At 52.2% G+C, this 25,096-nt stretch carries 25 protein-coding genes; 16 read left to right on the top strand and 9 right to left on the bottom strand.

Annotated elements, in window-relative coordinates; genetic code table 11:
• Positions 1-16 precede the first annotated feature (16 nt).
• The gene (locus NSQ73_RS29455; RefSeq protein ID WP_340989759.1) at positions 17-1,516 is read right to left on the bottom strand and encodes a GNAT family N-acetyltransferase; all 1,500 of its coding nucleotides are present in this window, start codon (positions 1,514-1,516) and stop codon (positions 17-19) included.
• A gap of 64 nt (positions 1,517-1,580) precedes the next feature.
• Positions 1,581-2,378, bottom strand: a complete 798-nt coding sequence (locus tag NSQ73_RS29450) for an AIM24 family protein (protein ID WP_039296152.1) — start codon at positions 2,376-2,378, stop codon at positions 1,581-1,583.
• A 215-nt stretch (positions 2,379-2,593) separates the two neighbouring features.
• Here NSQ73_RS29450 and NSQ73_RS29445 point away from each other — a divergent pair, with 215 nt between their 5' ends.
• From NSQ73_RS29445 to NSQ73_RS29425, 5 genes are all read left to right on the top strand, one after another.
• Positions 2,594-3,832, top strand: coding sequence for an ATP-binding protein (locus NSQ73_RS29445; RefSeq protein ID WP_340989757.1), 1,239 nt, complete (start codon positions 2,594-2,596; stop codon positions 3,830-3,832).
• Between the two features lie 89 nt (positions 3,833-3,921).
• Positions 3,922-4,371 (top strand): tetratricopeptide repeat protein, encoded by a 450-nt coding sequence (locus tag NSQ73_RS29440; protein ID WP_340989755.1) that lies wholly within the window; start codon positions 3,922-3,924, stop codon positions 4,369-4,371.
• A gap of 20 nt (positions 4,372-4,391) precedes the next feature.
• Positions 4,392-5,204 (top strand): sugar phosphate isomerase/epimerase family protein, encoded by an 813-nt coding sequence (locus tag NSQ73_RS29435; protein WP_340989753.1) that lies wholly within the window; start codon positions 4,392-4,394, stop codon positions 5,202-5,204.
• Positions 5,205-5,493: 289 nt separating this feature from the next.
• Positions 5,494-7,200, top strand: coding sequence for an ABC transporter ATP-binding protein (locus tag NSQ73_RS29430; protein WP_340989752.1), 1,707 nt, complete (start codon positions 5,494-5,496; stop codon positions 7,198-7,200).
• Between the two features lie 79 nt (positions 7,201-7,279).
• The gene (locus NSQ73_RS29425) at positions 7,280-7,855 is read left to right on the top strand and encodes a GNAT family N-acetyltransferase (protein ID WP_340989750.1); all 576 of its coding nucleotides are present in this window, start codon (positions 7,280-7,282) and stop codon (positions 7,853-7,855) included.
• 420 nt (positions 7,856-8,275) lie between these two features.
• Here the strand turns inward: NSQ73_RS29425 and infC are convergent, their stop codons facing one another.
• A complete protein-coding gene (gene infC / locus NSQ73_RS29420; RefSeq protein WP_340989748.1) occupies positions 8,276-8,788 on the bottom strand; it encodes a translation initiation factor IF-3 in 513 nt (170 codons plus the stop codon).
• A gap of 191 nt (positions 8,789-8,979) precedes the next feature.
• On the opposite strand from infC, the gene NSQ73_RS29415 reads away from it, so the two are divergent.
• Positions 8,980-9,561: an RNA polymerase sigma factor gene (locus NSQ73_RS29415; protein ID WP_039296179.1), complete on the top strand. Its 582-nt coding sequence runs from the start codon at positions 8,980-8,982 to the stop codon at positions 9,559-9,561.
• Complete coding sequence (locus tag NSQ73_RS29410) at positions 9,554-10,399, top strand: anti-sigma factor (RefSeq protein ID WP_340989746.1); 846 nt, start codon at positions 9,554-9,556, stop codon at positions 10,397-10,399. Before NSQ73_RS29415 ends, NSQ73_RS29410 begins: the two co-directional genes overlap by 8 nt.
• Positions 10,400-10,598: 199 nt before the next feature.
• Here the strand turns inward: NSQ73_RS29410 and NSQ73_RS29405 are convergent, their stop codons facing one another.
• Complete coding sequence (locus NSQ73_RS29405; RefSeq protein ID WP_042140484.1) at positions 10,599-11,849, bottom strand: MFS transporter; 1,251 nt, start codon at positions 11,847-11,849, stop codon at positions 10,599-10,601.
• The gene (locus tag NSQ73_RS29400; RefSeq protein WP_179093498.1) at positions 11,846-13,018 is read right to left on the bottom strand and encodes a serine hydrolase domain-containing protein; all 1,173 of its coding nucleotides are present in this window, start codon (positions 13,016-13,018) and stop codon (positions 11,846-11,848) included. The genes NSQ73_RS29405 and NSQ73_RS29400 overlap by 4 nt, the downstream gene beginning before the upstream one ends.
• A 176-nt stretch (positions 13,019-13,194) precedes the next feature.
• Here NSQ73_RS29400 and NSQ73_RS29395 point away from each other — a divergent pair, with 176 nt between their 5' ends.
• From NSQ73_RS29395 to NSQ73_RS29365, 7 genes are all read left to right on the top strand, one after another.
• A complete protein-coding gene (locus NSQ73_RS29395; protein ID WP_039296185.1) occupies positions 13,195-13,653 on the top strand; it encodes an Lrp/AsnC family transcriptional regulator in 459 nt (152 codons plus the stop codon).
• Positions 13,654-13,791: 138 nt separating this feature from the next.
• Positions 13,792-14,838 carry a DUF4097 family beta strand repeat-containing protein gene (locus tag NSQ73_RS29390; protein ID WP_340989744.1) on the top strand — a complete coding sequence of 349 codons (1,047 nt, stop codon included), beginning with the start codon at positions 13,792-13,794 and terminating at the stop codon, positions 14,836-14,838.
• Between the two features lie 24 nt (positions 14,839-14,862).
• On the top strand, positions 14,863-15,540 hold the full coding sequence (locus NSQ73_RS29385; protein ID WP_081956746.1) for a response regulator transcription factor: 678 nt from the start codon (positions 14,863-14,865) through the stop codon (positions 15,538-15,540).
• Between the two features lie 9 nt (positions 15,541-15,549).
• Entirely contained in the window at positions 15,550-16,932 is a 1,383-nt protein-coding gene (locus NSQ73_RS29380; RefSeq protein WP_340989743.1) for a sensor histidine kinase, read from the top strand.
• 149 nt (positions 16,933-17,081) lie between these two features.
• Positions 17,082-17,405, top strand: a complete 324-nt coding sequence (locus NSQ73_RS29375; protein WP_076243660.1) for an ArsR/SmtB family transcription factor — start codon at positions 17,082-17,084, stop codon at positions 17,403-17,405.
• A gap of 19 nt (positions 17,406-17,424) precedes the next feature.
• Entirely contained in the window at positions 17,425-17,934 is a 510-nt protein-coding gene (locus tag NSQ73_RS29370; RefSeq protein ID WP_042140480.1) for an SRPBCC domain-containing protein, read from the top strand.
• 251 nt (positions 17,935-18,185) lie between these two features.
• Positions 18,186-19,916, top strand: a complete 1,731-nt coding sequence (locus NSQ73_RS29365; protein ID WP_340989741.1) for an Imm51 family immunity protein — start codon at positions 18,186-18,188, stop codon at positions 19,914-19,916.
• 87 nt (positions 19,917-20,003) lie between these two features.
• Here the strand turns inward: NSQ73_RS29365 and NSQ73_RS29360 are convergent, their stop codons facing one another.
• Complete coding sequence (locus NSQ73_RS29360) at positions 20,004-21,479, bottom strand: collagen-like protein (RefSeq protein WP_340989740.1); 1,476 nt, start codon at positions 21,477-21,479, stop codon at positions 20,004-20,006.
• Between the two features lie 710 nt (positions 21,480-22,189).
• On the opposite strand from NSQ73_RS29360, the gene NSQ73_RS29355 reads away from it, so the two are divergent.
• Entirely contained in the window at positions 22,190-22,858 is a 669-nt protein-coding gene (locus NSQ73_RS29355) for an HAD family hydrolase (protein WP_340989738.1), read from the top strand.
• A 92-nt stretch (positions 22,859-22,950) separates the two neighbouring features.
• Here the strand turns inward: NSQ73_RS29355 and NSQ73_RS29350 are convergent, their stop codons facing one another.
• The 3 genes from NSQ73_RS29350 to NSQ73_RS29340 form a co-directional block, all read right to left on the bottom strand.
• Positions 22,951-23,298: a helix-turn-helix domain-containing protein gene (locus tag NSQ73_RS29350; protein ID WP_340989736.1), complete on the bottom strand. Its 348-nt coding sequence runs from the start codon at positions 23,296-23,298 to the stop codon at positions 22,951-22,953.
• A 102-nt stretch (positions 23,299-23,400) separates the two neighbouring features.
• Complete coding sequence (locus NSQ73_RS29345) at positions 23,401-23,760, bottom strand: helix-turn-helix domain-containing protein (RefSeq protein ID WP_340989734.1); 360 nt, start codon at positions 23,758-23,760, stop codon at positions 23,401-23,403.
• A gap of 29 nt (positions 23,761-23,789) precedes the next feature.
• Positions 23,790-24,140 carry a helix-turn-helix domain-containing protein gene (locus NSQ73_RS29340; protein ID WP_340989732.1) on the bottom strand — a complete coding sequence of 117 codons (351 nt, stop codon included), beginning with the start codon at positions 24,138-24,140 and terminating at the stop codon, positions 23,790-23,792.
• Between the two features lie 163 nt (positions 24,141-24,303).
• On the opposite strand from NSQ73_RS29340, the gene NSQ73_RS29335 reads away from it, so the two are divergent.
• Positions 24,304-25,050: a DNA-binding protein gene (locus NSQ73_RS29335; protein WP_340989730.1), complete on the top strand. Its 747-nt coding sequence runs from the start codon at positions 24,304-24,306 to the stop codon at positions 25,048-25,050.
• Positions 25,051-25,096: the final 46 nt, after the last annotated feature.

The raw sequence follows: 25,096 nt of genomic DNA, 5'->3' as shown, positions 1-25,096 counted from the left end.
CCTTCTTAATCTGTGCTCACGCCGGGCTGCCGCTGTAATATTTATACTCGAAATTGATCTTGAAGCCGGCATTGAGGTAGAGGGTCAAAGCCCGCTCATTCTCGGTGACAACACCTAGACGGATCGAAGAATAGTTCTTCTGCAGCAGGAGATCAACAGTCTGCCGGAGCACCTTCCCGCCATACCCTTGGCTCTGGCAGGCGGGCAATATGCAGAAATTATGGATAAACGCTGTTGCCTCATTCACGTAATTCACCCGGATCAGGCCGATCCGCTGGCCGCCCGCCCAGGCAATATAGGTGATACGCTCCGGTTCATTCGTCTGCAGGAAATACTCCCGGGTGGCGTCTTCGGAGTCTCCGAAGGCCCGGGACGAGCAGGAGACCATGAATTCGAAGTCCTCCGGCAAGGAAGGCAGCAGACGCAAGTCTCCCGGAGCCTGTTCTCTGCCGGACTCCGTATGGGCATATGACATCGAGTATTCAGAGCGGTCATAATCAGCACCGATAGCCTTGGCCGCGCGGAGTCCTGCCTGTGAACGGCTCGGAACCCTGTAGCTGAGCCTGTGTACGGCGAGAGGCGCAATATCTTCCTTGGCCCGCTGCACAAGACTGCGGAATACGCCCTCACGGCGGTATTCCGGATGGACCATGGCATTAATCTGCGCATAATCGCCTTCGGTAGCAAACCAGCTCAGCAAACCTATGAGCTGGTTTCCGCGATAGCAGAGCAGGGCGTGGTCGCCATCCTCTTTGACGAGATGCTCAAGATCTGAGCTTAATTGGACCGAGTCCGCGTGGCTGCACTGCTGCTCCAGTACAGTAATGTCCGCCGCTTGCTGCTTGGAATGATACGTCATTGCAATGATGCTATTTAACTTGAGAAGCTTCCGGAACTCATCAACACTGTCAAACACGCCATCCGGCGGGACATCGTAAGCCTGGCTCTGGAAGGTGGACAGCCAGCGGACCCCGTAGGTCTGCAGTCCGGCAGCCTTGCCCGCGAGAATATCTGCATTACTGTCCCCAACAAATACAGCATTGGAGGGAGCAATGCCAAGTATACGCAGCGCCGAATGTATGCCTTCGGGATCAGGCTTGGGCTTAACCACATCATCTCCGGTAATGGAGATATCGAAGAAGCGTTCCAGATCCAGTGCCCCGGCCGATATCTGATAGGCCCGTCTGCTTTTACCGGTAATGACGCCAAGCTTCATCCCTTGCGCCTTCAGGGCCTGAAGTAATTCTACAATGTGCCCGTCATTCTGAAATTCTCCGAAATGCCCCTGCTCATATAACGAATAATAATCCTCTATAGCTTGCGGAACGGAAGACGGGTCAGCGAAATTGCCGCCAATGATGTCCTCCTCGGTGGGGCCAAACATGGCGACAAGTTCATCGCGGGTGACTTCTCTATGATCATATTGCTGAAATACGGCCTTGAACGCATGGAAGGATAACGGCAGCGTATCTGCGAGTGTTCCGTCGAAATCAAATAGTACAGCTTGAATAGACATACAGATGGCCCGTCCTTTAGATGAATTTAGGTTGGATGGAGCATTGCCTCAAGTGGCGTCAGAATCAGGAGGTAGGTGCAGCCTGAAACAGGCTATTCTTGTAATTCATGAGCGGTGCCAGCCAGACCATACCGGTTCCCCGGTAGACATTGACCAGGCCTTCGCCGGATACGGCAGAGCCCATGCGGGTCTTCCCTGATTTCTCTACGGTAAAGTCAAGCGAGTTCGACCACATCAACGCGAAATTGCCATCTACCTTCAGCACGTCATTCTGCAGCTCGACCACCACGGCTTCCTCGGATGGAATAGGAGCCTCAAGAGCGATAATCCCTTTACCCCGTGCGCTCAGGTTGAACAGCCCTTCTCCGCCGAGGACGGCTGAGGATACATTCTTGCGAGCAGCGACAGCAATATCCAGCGTAGTCTCGCAGGCCAGGAACATGCCGTCATCAATCACGATATGGTCGTTGTCGACATCAATCAGCCAGAGATATTTGTAGGTGGTTTCGAGCATAATCGTCCCTGTTCCTTTATAGAGCGGTTTAATGGCACTCGTGCCGGTTGCTGCACTGGATATTATATTGCGCATCAGACCGCCGACACCTTTGACACCCGACGTCATTTCGATATTGCCGATCATATACTGCATAGCGCCTGCGCTCAGCATAACCTCGCTATTCGTAAGCTCAATCATCAGCTGCTTGTTGCGCATATTGCTCTTGCTCATGAAGAAGTTGGCCTGGGCTTCCAGCATGGAGGTGCTGCTCAGATCCTCCTTATATTCAATGACCGAGAATCCGCCAAGCTGTTCTTTAATCACAACATTAGGGTTATCCTTCAGATTATTAATGGTAAAAGCCATAATGCTTCCTCCCCTGAGATGCAGTTATTTAGGCATGTCAATTGATTATAGCAGAGTCCATAACATGTGGTAAAATAATGGAAAATCATAGAAGATTATAATAGTAATCCGGTTTAGCTTTACTTATAATAATAGATTAGCGTAATGTTCTAAGTATAGTGCACAGAACACAAATGCAGATACCATACCAGTATTGGATCGAAAGGAAGTTAACCTTGTTTGAGACGTTGCTTCTTAATTTCTTGTTTATGCTGTTTCCGGTACTTATCTTTCTGATCTTCTTTGAGAATAGGCCTCACGCCTATAACCGGAAGATTCTTGTACTGCTCACAGCTATAACCATGATCCTGTGTATCGCCAAGCCGATCCGGCTGGAGACGGGGTTTATCTTTGACCTGCGGTATGTTCCGTTTCTTATCGCAGCTTTGTATGGAGGGTACAAAAATGTTCTTCCGCTCTATCTGATACTAAACGTATACCGTTTCTATATAGGCGGAGAGGGAACGATTCACTCGTTTCTTTTTTCAACAGCAGTTCTGATCGTTGTGCCGTTATTAAGTTCAAGATTTATCCGCTCGAAGCCAAGGACACGGATCAGCTGGGCAACCGTCATTGCCGTGCTTACGATGGGCTGTTATCTGATTGTGCTGAGCATGGTTATGGAGGCGCTGGATATGCAGTTCTGGATGCTCACCTTCTATGCTTTGACCACTCATGCAGCGGTGATGGCGGTCTTAATGATTCTGCTGGAGCAGATCATTACCAATCTTAAGAATCGTGACCGGATTATGCAGTCGGAGCGGCTTAATGTGGTTAGTGAGCTGGCGGCCAGCGTCTCCCATGAAATGCGGAATCCGTTAACCGTGACGAGCGGGTTCCTTCAGCTGCTCAATAAATCGAAGACGCTTACGCCCGAAGAGAAGGGATATATTGAACTGTCGATGCTGGAGCTGAACCGGGCGGAGAAGATCATCAGCGATTATCTCTCTTTTGCCAAGCCGCAGTCGGAGAATATGGTCTATTCCAACCTCCAGGCCGAGTGTGAGTACACCAAGAATGTCATCATGCCGTATGCCACAATCCACAAAGTAGCGGTCGAGTTCAGCTTCAACAACTCACTCTGCGCCCATTATGACCGGAATCTGATGCAGCAATGTCTGATTAATCTGTACAAAAACGGAATCGAAGCGATGAAGGGAATGGATGACGGCGTTCTGTCCATTGATATCTCCGAAAGGAAGCAGAATATTATCATTACCATCCGCGACACCGGCATCGGGATGACGAAGGATGAAATCTCACGGCTGGGCAAACCCTACTATTCCACCAAAGAAGAAGGTACGGGTCTGGGAATGCTCATGGCTTACAGTGCGATCAACAAAGTTAAGGGAGTTATCGAGGTTAGAAGCGAAAAAGGAAAGGGAACCACCTTCGAGATCGCCATCCCGGCTTAGGGCGGACAGGGCAACAGTGGGAAACTCTCCGTGAAAATGATAAAGTAACTCTTAGAGGAATGGATATATTAACCGGGAGGCTGTTTGTAATGAGACAAGAGTTAATTGCGCAATTGAATGCTTGGCATGAGGAAGATGAATTCGAACAAATCGTATCCCGCATCAAAGAGGTTCCTACCCCGCTGATCGATGATGAGCTGGCGGTCCATCTGGGCCGGGCGCTCAATAATCTGGGACGTTATAAGGAAGCGCTTAAATGGTTCAACAAGACCGCCGACAAAGGCAAAAAAGATCCGCTGTGGCATTTCCGCGTCGGTTACGCGCATTATTATCTGGACCAGTACGATGAGGCGATCAAGGCTTTTGAAAAGGCTCATAAGCTGGACCCTGAGGATCAGGACATTATTGAGTTCCTGGAATGGAGCCGGAATGAAGCGGGCGTGCAGGAGGGTCCTGACGATTCTGGGGATGCTGAGGATTCGGCCGAAGAAGCGGACGGTAACTCGGATTCTAAGGATACAGAGGATACTAAGCGCTAGGCTGAGAGGGGCTGGAGAGCTTGAAGCTGTCGGTATTTTACAATCATATTGTGAAGGCAAGCGAGCAGAGCGGCCTGCCGCTTACGGATGTACTGGACAAAGTGCATGCCTATGGCATAGAGGCGGTAGAGCTTGATCTGGAAGAGGCGCTGACCGGTACTGAGGCGATGAAAAAAAGGCTGGATGCAGCGGGGATCTCCGTGGCGTCGATGTATGCTTTTTTTGACTTCGGGAATCAGCCTGCACCGGAGCCGGGGTATGCATTCATTGATACAGCAGCCTATTTGGGAGCCGGCAAGGTACTGGTCATTCCGGGCTTCACCGAAGAAACGGCCACCCCGGAGGCGCGGGGCCAGGCTCTTCAGAGCATGGTTGCTGCGCTGAATGCCATTTGTGATTACGCGGAGCGTAAGGGCATCCGTGTGACGATGGAGGACTTCGACGATATCCGGGCACCTTTCTCGTCGGCGGACGAGCTGCTCTGGTTCCTGGAGCAGGTGCCTAAGCTGGCGATCACCTTCGACACCGGGAACTTCATCTACCGCGGTGAGGATGAACTGGAAGCGTTCGCGAAGCTGAAGGACCGGATAATCCATGTCCACTGCAAGGACCGGTCGCTGGAAGACAACGGCGGGGAGCCCAGAATCAGCGCAAGCGGGATTCCGCTGTATCCGTCCCCTGCAGGCTCAGGCTGCATCCGGATCGCCGAGGTGCTCCGGATGCTGAAGGCAGAGGGATACGCAGATACGCTGGCCATCGAGCATTTCGATGCTGTAGACCAGCTGGGTTATATGGAGCAGTCGGCGGCTTGGCTGAGCTCCATGCTGGATTAGGAACAAGACAATCTTACAATCGGGGTGAAATGGATGCCATACCGTACTGTCGCAAGGAAGTAGTTATCGGGCTGGGTAGAACGCGTACCAGCCATCAAGGGGGCAGTCTGCCTTTTTGATCACATGATAACTATAACCTTGGACGGTGCCAGGCATTCATTTTTAGAGCCGGGACACTGAGTTATTCAACGTAAGGACCACACTGCATATGCAGGGGGGTCATTAGCGTTGGGTGGCGAAGCGTGGTCCCGGCTTTTTTATACTCATTTCAAGATTGGAGATTGTAATTATGCTGCGAAAATGTCTTGTCCACCTCAAAGGGTGGATTGCTCTGTATATCCTTCTTGGTTTCGCCATTCAGTTCATAAGCAGTCTGGGCATAGTGGTCTTTCAGAAGATTCTCGATCAGGCGGTGGATGGAACGGGCTTCAGCGAAATCACACATTGGATTGTCGTCTACGGGGTGCTGCTGGGCGCGAATGTACTTCTGAATTATGCGGATGAATATCCGGGCGCCCATCTGTCAAACAGCATCACGGAAAGGCTGAAGATCCTGGCCTTGTCCAAAATCTCCAGAATGGATTATACCGCCTATCAGAATATGGGCACAGGCCAGATGATCAAGGTAATTGAGAACGGCGCGGCGGCCGGGAACAGCATTCTGTTTACTTTTATTCTGGGGACACTGCATGAGCTGCTGCCTACCATCCTCTTCAGCTTGTTCTTCATCAGCTATTATGACCTCAGAATCATGCTGGTGATTGCGGGCGGGTATGTGGTGATCTTCGTGATCACGAATGTGCTGCTGAAATACCTCTACCGGATTAAAGCGGCTGTGCTTAAGGAGCAGGAGTCCATGTCCCGCTATTCAATCCGCGGATTCATGGAGCTGGTTGTGTTCCGGACCAATAAGAAGTATGCGCAGGAGATCAGCAGATTGAACGAGACCGCACGGCAGATTATCCGCAAAAGCTCTCAACTGCAGATGATCCATGAGTCTTTTTTTGCCTTATTCGAATTATTCATTACGGTCATTAAAGTGTTTGTCCTGCTCTATGGAGTGAAGAATGTGATGTCCGGGCAGGCCTCGGTCGGGGTGATGGTGGCCTTGTTCATGTTCATTGAGAAAATATATACGCCGATTGCCATCTTCAACGTGTTATTCGTCGGCTACAAGCTGAACAGGGTGACCTATCAGCGGTTCAGTGAATTTCTGAATGCCCCGGAGGATGCTAATCTGGAGAAGGGGAAGGCGGTGGCCGGGCTGCAGGGCGATCTTGAATTCAGGGACGTGTCCTTCGGCTACGGGGAGGTTCAGGTGCTGGACCGGCTGTCCTTCTCCATCGCGCACGGAACCTCGGTTGCACTGGTTGGCTTAAGCGGAAGCGGAAAGTCGACGGTTATTAAGCTGATTACGGGCCTGCTGAAGAAAAGCGGCGGCAAGCTGCTGGTGGATGGCACGGATATCGATGAGCTGAGCCTGAACAGCTACTATGATCATATCTCTTATCTGTCGCAGGACAGTCCGGTATTCGATACTACGATCAGGGGCAATATGGTGTTTGACCAGGATGTGCCGGATGAGGAGCTGTATGCGGTTCTGGATAAGGTCCATCTGAAGGATAAGGTGCTGGAGCTGCCGGAGAAGCTGGACACGATGGTGGGTGAGCGGGGCCTGAAGTTGTCGGGCGGTGAGCGGCAGCGGCTGGCTTTTGCCCGGGCGCTCCTGCAGAAGCGGAATCTGATCATCCTCGATGAACCGGTCTCGGCGCTGGATAATATTACGGAGAAAAGCCTGATGGAAACGGTGTTTGCAGAGTTCAGGAACAAGACGGTTATTATTATTGCGCACCGGCTGAATTTCATCAGCGGAGTAGACCAGATTCTGGTGATGGAGCAGGGAAGGCTGGTAGGGGAGGGGGATTTCGATTCCCTGATCCGCAGCTGTGATGCCTTCAGAACGCTGTGGAATAACGGCAGGGGGCAAACGGATTAAATCATCTTTTACCTTGTGGACCTTCTTTCGCTTGTACTATGCTGGGGTACAGACAGGACTTGAAAGCGGGGCCACCTAAATGAATATAACGTTAGCTGCGATGAGGCTCGAAACAGAGCGTCTGATCATCCGTCCTTATATTGAAAGTGATCTTGGCGCCTCCTTCGCGCTGATGCAGAATCCGGAGGTGCTAACCTTCATGCATATGGAGGTCATGCAGCGGCATGAATATGAAGGATTGTTCCGCTGGCTGATGTTCAGCTATCATACGCCGTTTGAGCTGCCGTTCAAATATTCGTTCGCGGTTTGCAGCAAGGCAACCGGACAGCTGATCGGCTGGTGCGGCCTCGGCGTACTGGATTTCAGCGCACCGGATACCGAGCTGTATTATCTGATCGGGCGTGAGCATTGGGGCCGGGGGTATGCCACCGAGGCCGCCCGGGCGCTCACGGCTTATGCCTTCAATGTAATCGGGCTGGACCGGTTATATGCCAAGGCAGATCCGCGGAACACAGCGTCGCTCGGAGTATTCCAGAAGCTGGGCTTCCGGTTTAAACGTGAGCTGGCCGGACTAACCGGCGATTATGAGGACTGCAACGGTGAGCTGCTGCATGTGCTGGAAAGGTTGCGGTTTGCTGGGCGGCTTGGCAGTTGAAGATAACCCTAGGATGAGCGGGAGATGTATGAAAGACGAGTAGAAGATGAGCGGCCCGGCAGGGCAAGATGAGTGGAAGAAGATGGGGTTCGAGAATAACGGCTTTGCCTTCCTGTAATAGGACGGCAAAGCCGTTTCCACTTAATAGATAAGAATGTATATGCTCCGAACTAGAGAGAACGAACGGACAAGCTCGGATGCTATGAGGGCCGGAAGCAGTTATGGATATTGTCCACTTGCTGATGAACGATAGAACCCTGCTCCAATAACAGTTGGACAAACAGCACTTAAATCCTCCCTTTTTACTCACAGTAGCTAAACCTAACAATATTAGATGTTGTTTTTCCACTTGCTTCGGTCCATCCCTCAGAAATAGGTGAATTAAGATACCTTTTTCCACTTGTTGCTCTCACAGCAATATTACGTACGCGGAGTTACCCGTACCTGTGCACCTTTGCCGCTGGTCTGAATTCCGGTGGTTTTGCTTCCGGCCTCTTTCAGATCTGCAAGCAGACGCTCCAGGACTGTCTTCGCGGCAGCCGCTTCCTTCGCACCGGAAGACTTCACAACCAGCTGCACCGGCTTGCCCGTGCGCAGATGCTTGTCCGCCTGACGCAGCTTCGTGTCGTAGTCATGCTCTTCAATATGGGCGGTGAAGCGCAGCTCCTTCACCTTCTCATGGCTGCCTCCGCCGCCTTGCGGACGGCTGGTATCGCCCTTGCGGGCCGCTTGCGCAGCGGCTTTGCCTTTGCCCTTGACGACCAGGCTGCAGGGCGGCGGACTGCTCATCAGCGAGGTGCAGACCAGATCGGCTCCTGCGGATCTGGCCATAGCCAGCGCCTCGTCTCTGGATACGGTGCCGAGCTTCTGGCCCTTCAGCCCGGTAAGCTCGACCTCAGCTGCTCTAATCTGTTCATTAATAAGTACGGCCACGGAAATGAATCCTCCCTTGCGGATATGATATAGCTATCATATATGGAAGCCGGCCTGGCTTCAATTCCGGAGGGCATGATCTTTGATTCAAAGTTGAGCCGCTTGTGCAAAGCGGTTATACTCAGTGAAACGCAGGAAGTTCAGCGCTGGAGTGCCGGGGTACTAAATTTTTGTTGAATGGGGGATGGCAATTGAATGACACAGCTGACGATAAGCAGTTAATTCTGCTTATTGCACAGAAAGACTCGAATGCCCTCGAACTGCTCTATGACCGATATGAACGGGTAATCTATAGTTTCGCTTACCAGATCGTGAAGGATTCGATGGCCGCTGAAGAAGTAATGCAGGAACTGTTCCTGCGGGTATGGAAGAATGCGGAGCAGATTGATTTCGGCAGGGGCAAGCTGCTTACCTGGATGTTCGCAGTTACCCGCAATCTGGCGATTGATCATCTCCGCAAACGCAGCTCCCGGCTGCCGCAGCAATCTGCAGACTCCGGGAATCTGGATATGATTCAGGACCATACAAAGCTGACCGAGGATCTCGTTGAGCTGCAGATGGCCGGGGAACAGATCAGGGACGCGCTGCTGGGGCTCAGCCGGGATCAGCAGCAGGTGATGGATATGATTTATTATCAGGGCTATACCCAGCAGGAAGTAGCGAACCTTGCGGCAATTCCGCTGGGGACGGTCAAAGGAAGGGTCCGATTGGCAATGAAGCAGCTGCACAAATCATTACGGCACTGGGGAAGGAGGGATCATGCGCATGAGTGAACATAAGGATGATCTCTGTGAACTGGCCGAATTATATGTTCTGGGCGCACTGACGGCAGAAGAGACAGCGCAGTTCGCTGCCCATGCAGAAGCCTGCAGTGAATGCAAGGAGCTGGTAAGTGAATACCGGCAGGTACTGGACCATCTTCCCCTTGCTTCCGAGCCCGCAGAGCCTCCTTCCGGAATGAAGGATCGGATATTATCACGGGTATTAGAGTCGGAAAAGTTGAGTACACCGGCTGCTCCGCCGAAAGCCAGCCCTAATATTCAGCCTGCGGCAGAACGCACCATTGAGCGTGAGTCCGTTAAGGTGGCACCTATAGAACAGGGCCTGCCCAAGGCGAGAATCCCGGAGCCTAGAAAAACCCGCTTCTGGGGTTACTTAAGCCTCGGACTGGCTGTGGCCGTGCTGCTGCTGATTGTCTATACCGGCCAGCTGCGCGGGGATGTAGACCAGCTGCAGCGGCAGATTGCCTCCGGCACCGGGCCTCTGCAGGGGCTTAAGGTGAATGAGACGGTGGCGCTTAGCCCGTCGGGAGAGGCTGTTTCGGCCAAGGGTGTAGCGACTATTGTCACTGATACATCCGGGACCCACCTCGTAATCCAGGCGGAGGATCTGCCGGAGCTTACAGGCACAGAGGTCTATCAGGTATGGCTGATCAAAGGGGATACGCCGCAGAATGCGGGCACCTTCATCTCACAGGACGGAAACGGGGCACTCTATTATTCGTTTGATCCGAAGGCCTACGATACCGTGGCAATTACGCTGGAGCCGGATGACGGGGGAGACGCCCCGCGGGGACAGATCATTCTGGCAGCGCCGATTAAGCAGGGGTAACAGCTGAATTCCGCAATGCCGATATTGGCGGGAACCTAATGTATATTGAAGAACAGCCGGGAGGGTTCCTGGCTGTTTTTGCGCAAATATAAGAATTTATAGGTTTCACATGATAACTTATCCTTCTATTTTCTCGTTTCCACTTGTGGACAGAAAGATTATACAGCACCTGCAAATGAGGAATAACGAGGTCGTGAAGTTATTTATCGCGATGGATGTCCATGGTTCCTGGAGGGAATCCATGCGTTCTGCTGCGCCGGACTATCCATACAGAGAGGGCCAGCAAGACAAACAACGCCCATGGGAATGACATGACACCCGTTGTTTCAAGAAGAATTCCACCGATTATACCGCCTCCGCCAATGGCCAGATTCCATGCGGTTACAAGCATGGATTGCGCTACATCTGCACTCTCTCCACCAGCTGCAGCCATTGCTGTTTGCAGCAGCGTGGCTGCTCCCCCGAACGTTAAGCCCCATACAGCAGCTACTAGATAGATTACAACAGGCTTACCGCTGCCTATGCTGAGCAGAACAGATGCCAATGCAAATGCAGTGAGGCTAATCAGAACCAGCAGCCTCAGGTGACGATCTATCCAGATACCGGTTAACCAGATGCCAAGAAGTGCTGTAATACCGAAAATAAGAAGCACCAAGTCCACGCGTCCGGTTAGCCCGGCCTGAGTAAGGTACGGTGCTATATAGGTATACAGGATATTGTGGGCCAGTACCCAGGCCAGCACGACAAACAGGATCGGCCGCACTCCGGGGCTTGTGAAGACCTTATTTAGAGGGAGCCGCTTATCTGCAGCTTCTCCCGGATAGTCCGGCAGCTTCCAGAGTATCCAACTGGTCAGTAGCAGAGCGAACAGCGACAAGACTCCAAAGATATTACGCCAGCCTGCAAGATCACCCAAAAACGTTCCGGCAGGGACACCGAGAGCCAGAGCAAGCGGCGTTCCCGCCATTGCAATAGCCATAGCCCGTCCCTTAAGCTGCTCCGGTACCATGCGCCGTGCATAGCCTGCGATCATTCCCCACAGGACACCAGCGGACACACCCGCGAAGAAACGGGCCGCAAGCGTCAGGGGATAGCTCGAAGATAAGGCAGTAACGGTATTGAATATGAGAAAACCAAGGATGCAAATGAGTAGCAAGGGTCTCCGCCTCCAGCCGCGTGTTACCGTGGTCAATGGAATGGCGGCGAGTAAAGAACCCAGGGCATAGAGAGTAACAAGCTGACCCGCCATGGCCTCTGTTACTCCAAGCCCCTTACTGATCTGAAGCAGGAGTCCGGCGGGAATCGTTTCAGTCAGAATACAGATAAACCCGGTCATTGCCAGAGCAAGTAATCCGGTCCAGGGAAGGCGTACGGAAGCAGGGGCACTGGAGCTTTGCTGCGGGGAAGCAATTGTGCTACTCCTCCCGGCGTTCTCTTTTATGTTGTTCATGACGGGTCCAATCTGCCATAGATAGCATTGCAAAGATCAACCGTGAACGGACCCGACATGCCCTCCAGTGCGGTATTGGTGAAGGCTACCACGCTTAGACGCTGCCTGGTATCGACGAACCACGAATGGCCATAGGTGCCGCCCATGCGCCATGTACCAAGGGACTCCGCTGTGTCTGCGGCAGCAGGATCTTTAAGGACTGTGATCCCCAGGCCGAAACCCCGTCCCGGCCAGAAGGGCATGGGCAGGTCACCAATCTGGTTGGTGGTCATTTCGCGGACCAGGGATTCCGGCAGCAGTGGCGCTCCTCCTTTCCGCAACGTTTCCAGCAGCTGCAGAAAATCTCCGGCGCTGCCTACCATACCGGCTCCCCCGGAAGCGTAGGCAGTACTGTCTAACGCCCTGCCCGGGGCGAGCCGGAAGCCCGCAGTTCCTTCTACAAAGGCCAGCCTATCGGGATTCTTCATAGGCCGCAGTCCCGGAATGTCATCGGCATAAGCTGTGGTCAGGCGCTTCGGGTCCACGGCTATGAAACTGGTATCCGTCATATCGAGGGGTTGAGTAATAAGTGAGCGGATCGTTTCACTGAGTGTGTTCCCGCTAACGTTAGCAATTACTGCCCCCAGCACATCTGTGGCAATAGAATACCTCCACTGGGTGCCTGGTTTATAGAGAAGTGGAACAGACGCGAGCCGCTTCAGGTTCTCTTCAAGCGTGATACCAGACTGATCCATGCCATCAGATACACCAGCCTGCTCATAGGAACCGCCCTCTTCCTGAAAGAAGCGGTAGGTCAGACCAGCAGTGTGCGTCATTAAGTGACGGACAGTCATTGCTGCAGTCTCTCCATTCTCCAGCCGTGGCTTAAAGTCCGGCAGCCACCGGTCTACACGGTCATCCAGCTTCAGGCGATCTTGCGCCACCAGAATCAGGGCTGCCGTAGAGGTAATCGGTTTGGAAACCGAGGCAAGCCGGAACAACGCGTCCTCCCGCATAGGGTGGTTTAGCTCACGGCTAGCATAACCAGCAGCACGGCTATAGATGAGTTGTCCATCTAACGCTACCTTTATGACAACACCTGCCAGGCGCTTGTCGGTTAGTGTCTCATCAATGACCTTGTCGATCCGCTCCGGGATACGGTTAGGGTTGATTGTGTTCGAATAGGGCATACTCAACATCCTTTCGCATAGTTAAAGCAGCAACTGTCTTCGCTTTACTATTGTAAGTAAAGTATATAAAATAAATTAACTTGAATACATGAGCCGATAAAGGTAAAACCCACATATAACATTTAAAATAAAGGCATTTTATACCGATAATCTTAAAATTAAAGGAGTGGTCAAAAATGGACTCTATTGATAAGCAAATTCTGTTTCATCTGCAAAGTCAGGCGAGAATTTCCATGACAGAGCTGGGGAAAAGCGTGGGCTTGTCTCAGCCCGCAGTAACGGAAAGAGTGAAGCGGATGGAGGAAAATGGGGTGATCAAGGAGTACCGGACGATCATTTCTCCGGAGAAAATCGGGAAACAGGCAGCTGCCTATATACTTTTCCACTCCAGAGAGTGTCATGCCTTTCTGGACTTCTGCCGTACCCATCCCGATGTCGTCGAATGCTATCGCATCAGCGGAGAACACAATTATCTGTTAAAAGTCATGTCAGACTCCACTCAGGGTCTTGAGGAGTTTGGAAATCAGTGTGATAAATACGGGAATTATACGATTCTAATCGTCATGTCATCCCCTATTGAGCCTAAAAATCTCATTCCTTCGCTGGAGGAAGCAAGCGTAAACCTGCTTAAATAGAAAATAAACAATAGGGCTCTTTAGAACTTGGGGCGGAGTCCCCAGATATTCTCATCAAACTCTAATCTCCCTGCAAAGTCTTTCTCATCAAGGATGGTATACCCTAAGGGTAATCACATGAACTGGAGGAGAGAGAATATGAGAATGATGTGGAAACGGCTAATCACAAGCGCCTCGCTGGCAGCGGTATTAATGTACATGGGCATAGTGGATGGAGGGAGCGCCGGTGCGCGGCCGCTGACAGAGGCGGACTTTGAATCCGCGCCAGCACAGGCTTCGGTGTCAGCTCCGGCGGCTGCAGTCTCTCTGCAGACAGCGGGGAAGAAGACGGGGACGGGATACTCTTTTGACAAAGGCATTACCCGCGTCAGCCTGCCGGCCGGCACTCAAAGTGTCTCTATTGCCAACACGAACGGAACCATCGAAATTAAGCAGGGCAATGTCAAGGAGATGGAGGTCCATATGACAGTGACCGTCCATCAGGCAACCGCGGATGAGGCAAAGGCCGTAGCGGACAAGGCGGGGATGAAGGTAAGCAAAGGGGCTGATCTGGAGATTAGAACCTACAGCGAGTCTTATGGCAATTGGCGATATCCAAGCCTTGATCTGACGGTTACACTGCCGCAGGGCATGAAGGCCGAGCTTCAGGCAGAGACGGAGAACGGCAATCTTTCTTTGTCAAAAGTTTCTAGTACAGGTAGAATTGAGTTAGCGGCTGTGAACGGAAATATATCTGCTTCCGGCATAGGCAATGCGCTCAAATTACATACGGTGAATGGCAATGTGCAGGTCTCTGAAGCGAAGGACCGCGTAGAAGTCACAGTTACCAACGGCAACGTGAAGGCGGAGCAAATTGCCGGAGCCTTGACCCTGAAGGCCACAAACGGCAATTTGTCGGTGAAGGACGCATTGGCTGCTGTAGAAGCGGTTACCGTAGCCGGGAACATTCATGTGAAGAGCCGGAAGGTCGGCGGAGACTGGAAGGTAACTACAGCGGTAGGGGACGTAGAGCTGGCCTGGCCGGGGAATGCGGGAGTCGTGGTCGATGCCGAATCCGCTTTTGAAGAGATTGAAACGGACTTCCCGCTGACAGTGAAGAATCACCGGGCCAGCGGGAAGCTGGGCGCAGGTACGTATCAGATCCGTGCCAAATCTATGGCCGGGTTGTCGCTAATGCAGAACTGATCTTGTGAAGAGGTGGACGAGAGGTTGAAGGAACGCGTATTGGTTATTGAGGATGAGCCTGCCATGATCCGCCTGCTGGAGCTGGAGCTGTCCTATGAAGGTTATGACATTACGGTTGCGTGCGATGGTCTTACGGGTGCCGGGAAAGCGCTGGGGGAGCATTTTGACATCATTCTGCTCGATTTGAATCTGCCGGGCATCAGCGGAATAGAAGTATGCAAGCGGGTACGCGCGGTGAAGCAGACTCCAATCATTATGCTGACTGCCAGGGACACGGTCAGTGACCGGGTCCGGGGACTGGATACCGGGGCGGATGATTATGTGCCGAAGCCCTTCGCTATCGAAGAGCTGCTGGCCCGCATGCGTTCCCTGCAGCGCAGGCTGCACGCCGCAGAAGCCGGAGATGAGGTCCTGCATGCCAAGGATCTGATACTGGACAGGGCTGCGCACCGGGTCAGCCGCGCCGGGCGCGAGATTGAATGCTCACAGCGCGAATTCGAGCTGCTGCACTGCCTGCTGGTCCATAAGAACCGGCTGATGAACCGTGAGGCACTGCTGAACCTGGTCTGGGGCTACTCGTATGAAGGCGAGACGAATGTGGTGGATGTCTATATCCGGTATGTGCGTATGAAGGTGGATGAAGGCTTCAGCGAGAAGCTGATTCATACGGTCCGGGGCAGCGGCTATATTCTGAGAGACTGAGGTGAGCGAATGAAGCCATGGACGTTCTCCCGTAAAGTCAGCGCTTCGATTGCGCTCACTGCACTGGCCGTTGCGGCGGTGGTCAGCGGATTTGTCTATATTACCTTCAAACATTGGACAGACAGCCAGGAGACCCGGCTGCTGGATGCCAAGCTTAGACAGTTTGAGCTGCGGGTCGGTGAGGTGGAATTTCTGCCGTCCCTGCTTCAGCCCGGATTGGGCAAGGGTAGCGGTGCAGCGGCTTTTTTGAAGCCGGATTTCTCTGTCTTTGCCCCTGAGCTGGATAAAGGCCAGGTTCTGCAAATGCTGGATGCACGCGGGCGTGTGCTCGCAGAAGCGGGCGAAGGTGAACCGGCGCCCGGCTCAGATGTCTACAGCGCAGAGAAGGAGCTGTCCTTGCCCGTGTATGGGCTTGTCCGGCTGCAGCTTACGGACAGCGGGCAATCACGCAGTGCTACCGCCGAGAAGGAGGTGGGCAGACTGCTGCTGCTGGGGCTGCTGCTGGCTGCCGGAATGGCTGTGCTTGCAGGGGGCATCGTCTCCCGTTCAGCGCTGAAGCCGATTCGCAGCATGATTGGCGAAGTGCGCAGCATCGGAACGAACAGCTTGTCCCGGCGGCTGCATGTTCCTGCTGCCCAGGATGAGCTCCAGCAGTTGGGCGAGACCTTCAACGGGTTCCTGCATAAGCTGGAGGTTTCCTTCGACCAGCAGCGCCGCTTCATTGCCGATGCTTCCCATGAGCTTAAGACACCGCTGGCCATTATTGAAGGCCATACGCATATGATCCAGCGCTGGGGCAAGCAATCGCCGGAGGTGCTGGATGAGTCGCTGGCGTTCATGATGGATGAGACGCGGAGGATGAAGCAGCTGATCTCCCAGCTGCTTCTGCTTGCGGAAGCAGAGGCGGAGGCCCTGGCCCCGGAGGACGGAGAAGAAACCTGCGATCTGAAGTCTGTGCTGAACGAACTGCTGCCTCAGACTGTTCATGTCAATCCGGGGGCGCGGCTTGATTATGACGGCGGCCCCGGTGAACGGGCGTTACCCATCCGGATGCCTGGCAGCGCCTGCTATCAGGTGCTCCGCAACATCGTGGAGAATGCGCTGAAATATACGCCTGAAGGCGGGGCGGTAATGATCGGGCATTCCCGTTCAGACGACGGGAAGGTGATCCTGACCGTAGCCGATACAGGCATCGGAATATCCGCTGAGCAGCTGCCGCATATCTTCGAGCGCTTCTACCGTACGGAGGCTTCACGCAACCGCTCGCAGGGCGGCTCGGGCCTGGGACTGGCCATTGCCAAAGCAATCATGGAGCGGTATGGCGGCTCCATCGCCATCGACAGCACGCCGGGACAAGGTACAACCGTAACGCTGACGTTTGCAGGAGTGTAAGCGGGTGGCGGTATGAGTAAGGTCTATCCAGCGAATCAATCACCTGATTTAGTAGCGTGAATAGGAATATTCCTTGACTGGAATATTCCTATTAGGGTATATTGTAACTGTACCCCAATACTAATGGTTTCACTAAAGGAACATCTGAAATGGACACAACGACATTTAGCGCACTTGCCGAACCGACCCGCCTGCGGATGGTAGAGATTCTGAAGGACGGGCCGCTGAGCGTAGGCGATATTGCTGAGCGTCTGGAGCTGCGGCAGCCTCAGGCTTCGAAGCATTTGCGCGTACTGCTGGAAGCCGGACTGGTTGAGGTAGAGGCGGCGGCGAACCGCCGGAATTACAGGCTGCGTACAGAGCCGCTGGAGGCTATGGATGCTTGGCTGGAGGCCTATCGTAAGCTGTGGAGTGAACGCTTCGACAATCTGGATGAGTATCTCCGGAAGCTGCAATCCAAAGACAATTCATGATTATCAGGAGGGATTAGCAATGTCCAGCAAAATGATTTCGAGAGTAGAGGGTCTTGAACTGGTTCTTGAACGTGTATTCGATGCACCGCGTGAGCTTGTATTCAAAGTATTCTCCGAGGCTGAGCATCTGAAGCAGTGGTGGGGCCCGCGCGGCTGGATCGTTCCCTTCTGCAGCGTTGATTTTCGTCCGGGCGGCGTCTGGCACTACTGTATGAAATGTGTGGATGAGAAGCAGGGCGACTTCTTCGGCATGGAATCCTGGGGCAAAGGGGTATACCATGAAATCACCGACGGCGAGAGTTTTGTCTATACCGATTACTTCTCGGATGCCGAAGGCAACGAAACCGAAGGCATGCCGTCCACGCTGGTCAGCATGTTCTTTGAAGAATACGATGGGAAGACGAAGCTGGTGAGCCGGTCGAAATACGATTCCGCGGAAGCGCTCAAGACGGTGATGGATATGGGGATGGAGCAGGGGATTACCGAAACCTGGGACCGCCTCGAGGAGCATCTGCAAGCGATTCAGTAACCGGACGGGCAGCGGAGCAGATAAATGTAGTAAGAGCGATAATACGAAGAGGCTGTTTCCTTGCCGGATGTCGGCGGGGGATGGTCTCTTTTTTGAAAATACAGATTTATATATTGGGGGTATATCCCAAACCTATGTTTAGACCTGTCCATTCAGGGTGAATGGGTAATAGCGATTTAACTGACTGCAAGCAGTCCGGCAGCGATCGGGTACGGGCTTATTTGCAGTGTCACAATGGGGAGGCCGAAGGCATGGATGAGGAGTTGCTGGCACAGCTGAAACGCTGGCATGAAGATAATGAGTATCAGCAGATTGTGGACCGCATTCAGGAGATTCCGCCGGATGCAAGAGATTATGAGACTATCAGCCAGTTAGCCAGAGCCTACAACAACCTGGAATATTACGGGGAGGCATTGGAGCAGCTGCTCAGTATTGCGGGGGAGGGCGGGAATGATCCGCTGTGGCATTTTCGCATAGGGTATTCCTATTATTATCTGAAGCAGTATGAACAGGCTATAAGCGCATTTGAACAGGCGGACCAACTGGCTCCCGGGGATGGGGATACCCACATGCTGCTGAAGTGGAGCCGGAGCGGCGCGCAGCGGGAGAAGCGGGAGCAGGCAAGGCGTGCCGCAGCGCTGCGTGCCTCTAATGCACAGGGGGATGCGGACGGAAGAGAGCTGAACTCTTTCATCGAATACTGCGCGGATTTCTGGGAGGACAGCGACTATGCCCGGAAGGAGTATGTGTCGGCGCCGCCTAGTGACGAACTGATTGCTTCTGTGGAGCAGGAGCTGGGCTATAAGCTGCCGTCTTCTTACATCGCGATGATGAAGCAGCAGAACGGCGGGATTCCCCGCAACACCTGCTTCCCGGTGGAGGAATCCACCTCCTGGGCTGAAGATCATATCGCAATATCGGGAATTGCCGGTATCGGCCGGGACAAAAGCTATGCGCTCTGCGGCGATCTCGGCAGCCAGTTCATGATCGAGGAGTGGGGATACCCCGATATTGGAGTGGTTATTGGGGACTGTCCGTCTGCAGGCCACGATGTGGTGATGCTGGATTACCGCTACTGCGGGCCGGAGGGAGAACCCGAGGTCATTCATGTGGACCAGGAGAACAACTATGAAATTACGTTCCTGGCCAAGGATTATGAGACCTTCATCCGCGGGCTGGTGAGCGAGGAGGTCTATGATACATCGGAGGAAGATAAGCAGGACGATCTGCGGAAGGTAGCGGCCGGGCAATTCTCTCCTCTGCTTCAGGAGCTATGCGATAAAGTCACCGGAGTGGACAACATAGAGGGGATCATCCGCAGCATCTGCACCGCCATCGTTGAAGAGAAGGGCCATTTCTCTCTTCATGCGGACGAACGCTCGACCTTGATGTATGATCTGCAGTTCTGGCTGTACACCAGCGCCTATCCGCAGACGAACCGTGACCAATATCTTGAGGTCTATTCGAAAATAATCGCGTTCGGCGGAGAATTCAGCACAGGCGGATACGCCCCGGGCTTCATCTCCGACTGGCTGGATGAACGGGTGCGGCAGGGAATGATCGTGGAGAGTGAGGGAGCACTGCGGTTCACGGATATAGCAGAGGAACAATTGCTTGAGAAGCTGAAGGAGGCGGAAGCCACGGAAGCTGTGGATGTTAAGCCTTTTATTATAGTAGAGCAGGAGAATGGCGGAAAATCTGTGATTCTGAACGTAGGCAGCTACAAGGCCGAAGTGTTTGCTGCGCGGGAAGAAGAGGGATTCGAAGGCAATGGATATGACTGGGGCTCTCTGGCTGCGGTATTCCTTGAGGAACAGATGCCTGAACTGGCCGGAATCATCCGGTTTGACCCGGAGGCCGGTATGTTCTGCGCGTATGCCTCCGATGGAGCTGCGGTCGTAGCCTTCGCCTCCGCATTCAAGCGGGCTTGTGAGGACGACGTATTGATCCGGGATCTATTCTCGCGTGCGGAGCTGGATTAAGCGGGGCGCTTGATTGGCATATAGAAACGGGGACTGCCGTTTTATAGGACAGTTCCCGTTTTATTTGTACCATGCGCCAAGGAAGGGTTAAGCGAGTCCCGCCAGCCAAGGCGACAGTAGGATAGAATCGCTCGTATTGATAGACTGGCCTGTTGTAAATCCCGTGAGGTTCTGTGATCTGAAATTAATCGGCGGTGCTGCCAGCCCGGGGGTGCCTGTGCTCCGGCCTCCGAGGTTGGAGCCGTTAACCTGGTTGTAGACAGCAAGCTGATACGTAATATCCCCCGATAACGTCAGAGGTGCCGTCAGCGGCAGAATGAATATTCCAGCTTGTAAAGTGGTTGCTACAGTGGTTACTCCAATAACTGTAGACTGGTTAGTACTGGTCGGCTGCAGTACAGCCATCTGAAAAATACCCGTAGAGCCTAGTTGAGTAACGTAAGCTGCAAGCCTGTTGATCGTTATTTGCGATCCGCTGAATGCGAGCGCCCCGATAGCCTCATTATTTCCGCCCCCGGCATTAAATGGGATCTGGGTGTTGAGATCCCCGATTTTCAGCGTCTCGATGAATCCTGAGCCTGCACCCGTTATACCCGTTGAACCCGTTGCGCCTGCCGGTCCGGTCGCACCAGTGGCCCCGGCCGCACCAGTAGCCCCGGTAGCGCCAGTAGCTCCGGGCGGTCCGGCATTTCCCGGCAAGCCCATAAGGCCCATCGCCCCGGTCGCACCGGTAGCCCCGGGAGGCCCGGCAGCTCCCGGTAAACCCATAAGACCCATCGCCCCAGTAGCGCCAGTAGCTCCGGTTACACCCATCAAGCCCATTAAGCCCATAGCCCCCATGAGTCCCATCTCACCCATAGCCCCCATCGAGCCCATGAGTCCCATCGAGCCCATCAATCCCATCGTCCCTGTAGCTCCGGTCGCCCCGGTCGCTCCGGTTACGCCCATGAGTCCCATCGCGCCCATAAGCCCGATGCTGCCCATCGCCCCGGTCGCTCCAGTCGCCCCCATGAGTCCCATCGCCCCGGTCGCTCCGGTTACGCCCATGAGTCCAATCGAGCCCATAAGCCCGATGCTGCCCATCGGGCCGGTCGCCCCCATGAGTCCAATCGAGCCCATAAGCCCGATGCTGCCCATCGGGCCGGTCGCTCCGGTCGCCCCCATGAGTCCAATCGAGCCCATAAGCCCGATGCTGCCCATCGGACCGGTCGCTCCGGTCGCCCCCATGAGTCCAATACTGCCCATGAGCCCGATGCTGCCCATCGCTCCGGTCGCCCCGGTCGCACCCATAGCGCCAATACTGCCCATGAGCCCGATGCTGCCCATCGCGCCCGTGGCCCCGGTCACGCCCATTGCTCCAATGTTGCCCATAAGCCCGATGCTGCCCACCGCGCCCGTGGCGCCTGTCGCGCCCATGGCTCCAATGTTGCCCATAAGCCCGATGCTGCCCATCGCACCCGTCGCGCCTGTCGCGCCCATAACTCCTATACTGCCCATGAGTCCTACAGCGCCAGTGGCTCCCTGCATCCCCATTGCAGCCATGTTTTGCATGAGTTCCATCATACTCATTGCGCCCGGTGAAGCGGCTGTCACGCTTGGCGGGCACTTAGCGTTTTGGGAGGCAGAATCTCCTTTAGCACTTCGTTTCCCTTTTAACATCCTGCTTTTTTTCAGATATCTTTTGTATTTGTAGGTTGTAGTGCTGTAGAGCGGAAGCTTTATCCGTTTTCGTTTGAATTGCTGCATCTTCAGCTTTCTGTGCTTATTTGCATCCGACTTATTCACGTTATCCCACCTTCTGCCGGTCAGGTTTATACATAACCACTCGGGCTTCTGTATAACGTATGAGGGCTAGTGTGGAATGGAGTAGACGTATGCCTCGTGGATTCCGGTTTCTTTTTACAATGGTACAATCGCTTTGAATTCCTCCAGCCTGCAACCGCAACTTCTCCATTAGTCTTAATGGAGTGCACACATCAGAGAGTGAATCGATGGAGGGTGAGGCAACCCCTTCTCTTCTGTCTGAGTTGCAAGTTTATCCTACAATGGAGGTAGTTACATGCTAACAAGGTTCAAGCTTCACAAGCTCGCGGTGTACTTACTGATTCTGGCTTTACTGGCGGTTCCGGTTCCGCTGGGTAATGTTGCTTCTGCTGCGGCACAAATTTCAGCACACGATTTAACAAAATGGTTTTCACTAGTTTAAATCTGACGCTATACTAGGAGGGATAATGATCATTTATAACGAATTTTAGGTAAAAAGGAGTGAGTGAATGACAATCAAAGCGGTTCTTTTTGATCTGGATGGAACACTGCTGGACCGTGACTTATCACTATTAGAGTTTGTCAGAGATCAATACGACCGTTATTCGGAGCTTAAGATCGTTAATAAAGAAAGTTTTGTTAAGCGGTTCATCGAACTTGATAATCATGGTTACATGTGGAAGGACAAAGTTTATCAGCAGATTATAAATGAATTCTCTATTCAAAACATGGAATGGACGTTACTTTTAGAGGATTACATAAGAAATTTCCAAATGTATTGTATAGGTTATCCGAACTTGTTAAGCATGCTTACTGAGTTGAAGAACAATAACATAAAGTTAGCACTGGTATCAAACGGTTTTGGACAATTCCAATATGATAACTTCAAAGCGCTACACATCGAGCATTTATTTGATGAGGTATTAATATCAGAATGGGAAGGACTACGAAAACCCGATAAAGCAATCTTCAACCGTGCATTGGCAAAACTTGATATAGCCGCCGAGAATGCCCTTTTTGTTGGAGATCATCCTGATAACGATATACGGGCAAGCCGTGATGTTGGAATGAAGGCAGTCTGGAAACGAAATAAACAATTTGAAACTGTTGTTGATGCTGATGCTGTTATTAACAATTTAGAGGAATTAATCAATATCGTATTATATAACGCAACTTGATCAGCGTAAGTTCTCTTCGAATACGTTCTCCAATTCTTTGTACAAGCTCTGACTTAGATTCATCTGGCATCTTGGCTCACCTCAGGGTATGCTCAATCCACAAAAGCTCTCCGTACCTCTCTAACAATCCTATTCAAAGTACTTATTTGCTTAACACTTAACTCACCAACAGTAACCGCATACTCATCAATGGCTCTCCGCTGCGCAGCTTCCGCCTCGTTCAAGTCATCCTTATTCTGAAATAATTCTGCGGGTTGGATCTTTAGTGTTGTCACGATTTTCTCCAGTGTATCAATTGAAAAATTCCGTTCGCCGCGTTCTACGGCCCCTATGTATGCATCATCCAAGTTGGATAATTCCGCTAACTGTTGTTGTGTAAATCCCTTCGCTTTTCTTATAGCTCGAATTCGATCTCCGACAGTATTCCGTAAGTCTGTCATAGTAATCACCTTTTCCAAAGGTTAAGAGGGCAAAATACTACTAGCGGTGAGAAGAAACCCATTATCGATATTAAGCGGGGAGTTATAATCTTTGTAGCATTTTTAAAGGTCGTGCTTCTTCTCTTCCCAATCCAAAACCGACTTTAGTACACTAAGCGCCATCTCCTGATCTGCTGATGGACGTTCAATAAGTAACTCTACAATTTGACTAATTGCATCCTTCTGCTTCATGGGTCCAATGTAACGGAACAATTCCTCTAATGATATACCCAGACTTCCAACTACTTTTTCCAAAGTCTCAAGCGTAAGGTTCTTCTCTCCACGTTCTACTTGTCCCACATAATTCGTATGTAAACCTGACCGTTCTGCAAGCTGCTCTTGCGAAAGGTTTATTTCTTTGCGTACTCTTCGAATACGTTCTCCAATTCTTTGTACAAGCTCGGACTTGGATTCATCTGGCATTTTGGCTCACCTCATGGAGTAGATATTTCTTATTTAGTATTCTTTTCTTCAGAGATATCCAGTGCAGCAATCACTTCCCGATTAATCTTTGTCAGTGCTGCTATTTCCTCTGTACTCCTGCCACTAATCAGAGTCATATGTTCATCTAAGGCCTTACGGCGGTCGGTATCATCCTCGAAACGGAAAATTTCTTCAGCTGGAATTTGAAAGGCAGCTATTATTTTATCCAGTGTCTCCAAAGAAATGTTGCGGTCCCCTCGTTCAACCCCACCTATATAACTGTAATGAAGTGATGCTGCTTCCGCCAGTTGTTCTTGAGTCCATCCTTTTGCTTTTCGAAGCTCACGTATCCGACTTCCTACACTTTCTGGTAAATTCATGGGATCACCTCCACTTAAGGTTAGAAGAGGTCAGCTAACCATTACAGATAATCAAAACCAAATCAATTTATAGATAAATAGTACTTAAAAGTACTGTTTATATTGACCAAATATATATTCAGCTAAACAATTAACTAAAAATGGATAAAAAGGAGGCCCACCCATGCGCCCTTCCATTCTGAAATCACTGAATCCGGAGATTATCATTGAAATGATAGAAATGGCTTACCGCTTCGAGGAATGGGACAAGACGCTGGATGCTGCCGGAATTCTGTACAGCTATGCGCAGTGCGTCTATGAGGAGCGTCAGTATCATAAGGCCAAAAAGCTTCCGTTACCCCTTCTGGATACAGCGCGTCCGCTGGTCTATTACTTCGGGTTCAGTCATCTAATGCGGGGCATTGCCTATCAGAAGCAGGAGAAGTATGGTGAGGCCAGGGAGACTATATACCGCTATGCCGAGCTTGGCTGGATGGAGGACTTGGGGCTGGAGGGGCAGGCGATCGCCGAGGAGTTCAGAGGTCTGGCGCGTGCCAATCTGTATATGGTGGAGATTCTGTCCGGAAGAATAGAATTTCTAGAGGGGTATACCCGGTTCTTGCAGGATAATCCAGAGGAGCTGCTTCCAGGTCTCGGTGTAATTTTACAGGCTGCGGTTCAGTATGGGCTTGATGTCGATGATCTGCTGTATAGATTCGCGGAACAGAGCGCCGGGTTTGGAGAGTATGAGGATGCAGATAATATCGCACAGTATTACTGCTATTGTTATCACTTGGCCTTATATTGTAAGCGAGGGGGCAGAGCGCGGGAGGCGCTGGACTGGACGATGCAATCTTTAAGGCTGGCCCACCAGTCCAGGCATGACGGCAACTTCAAACGCTGCCCTGGCGTTGTTCGAATCACTGCGTGAGGAAGTGACGATAGAAGAGGAGCAGCGGTATCATGAGGTACTGGCA

It is taken from the genome of Paenibacillus sp. FSL R10-2736 (genome assembly GCF_038000245.1).
GTDB classification, from domain to species: Bacteria; Bacillota; Bacilli; order Paenibacillales; family Paenibacillaceae; genus Paenibacillus_AQ; species Paenibacillus_AQ phytohabitans.
The sequence above is the reverse complement of the archived record's forward strand: the minus strand, read 5'-3'. Positions and strand labels throughout refer to the sequence as shown.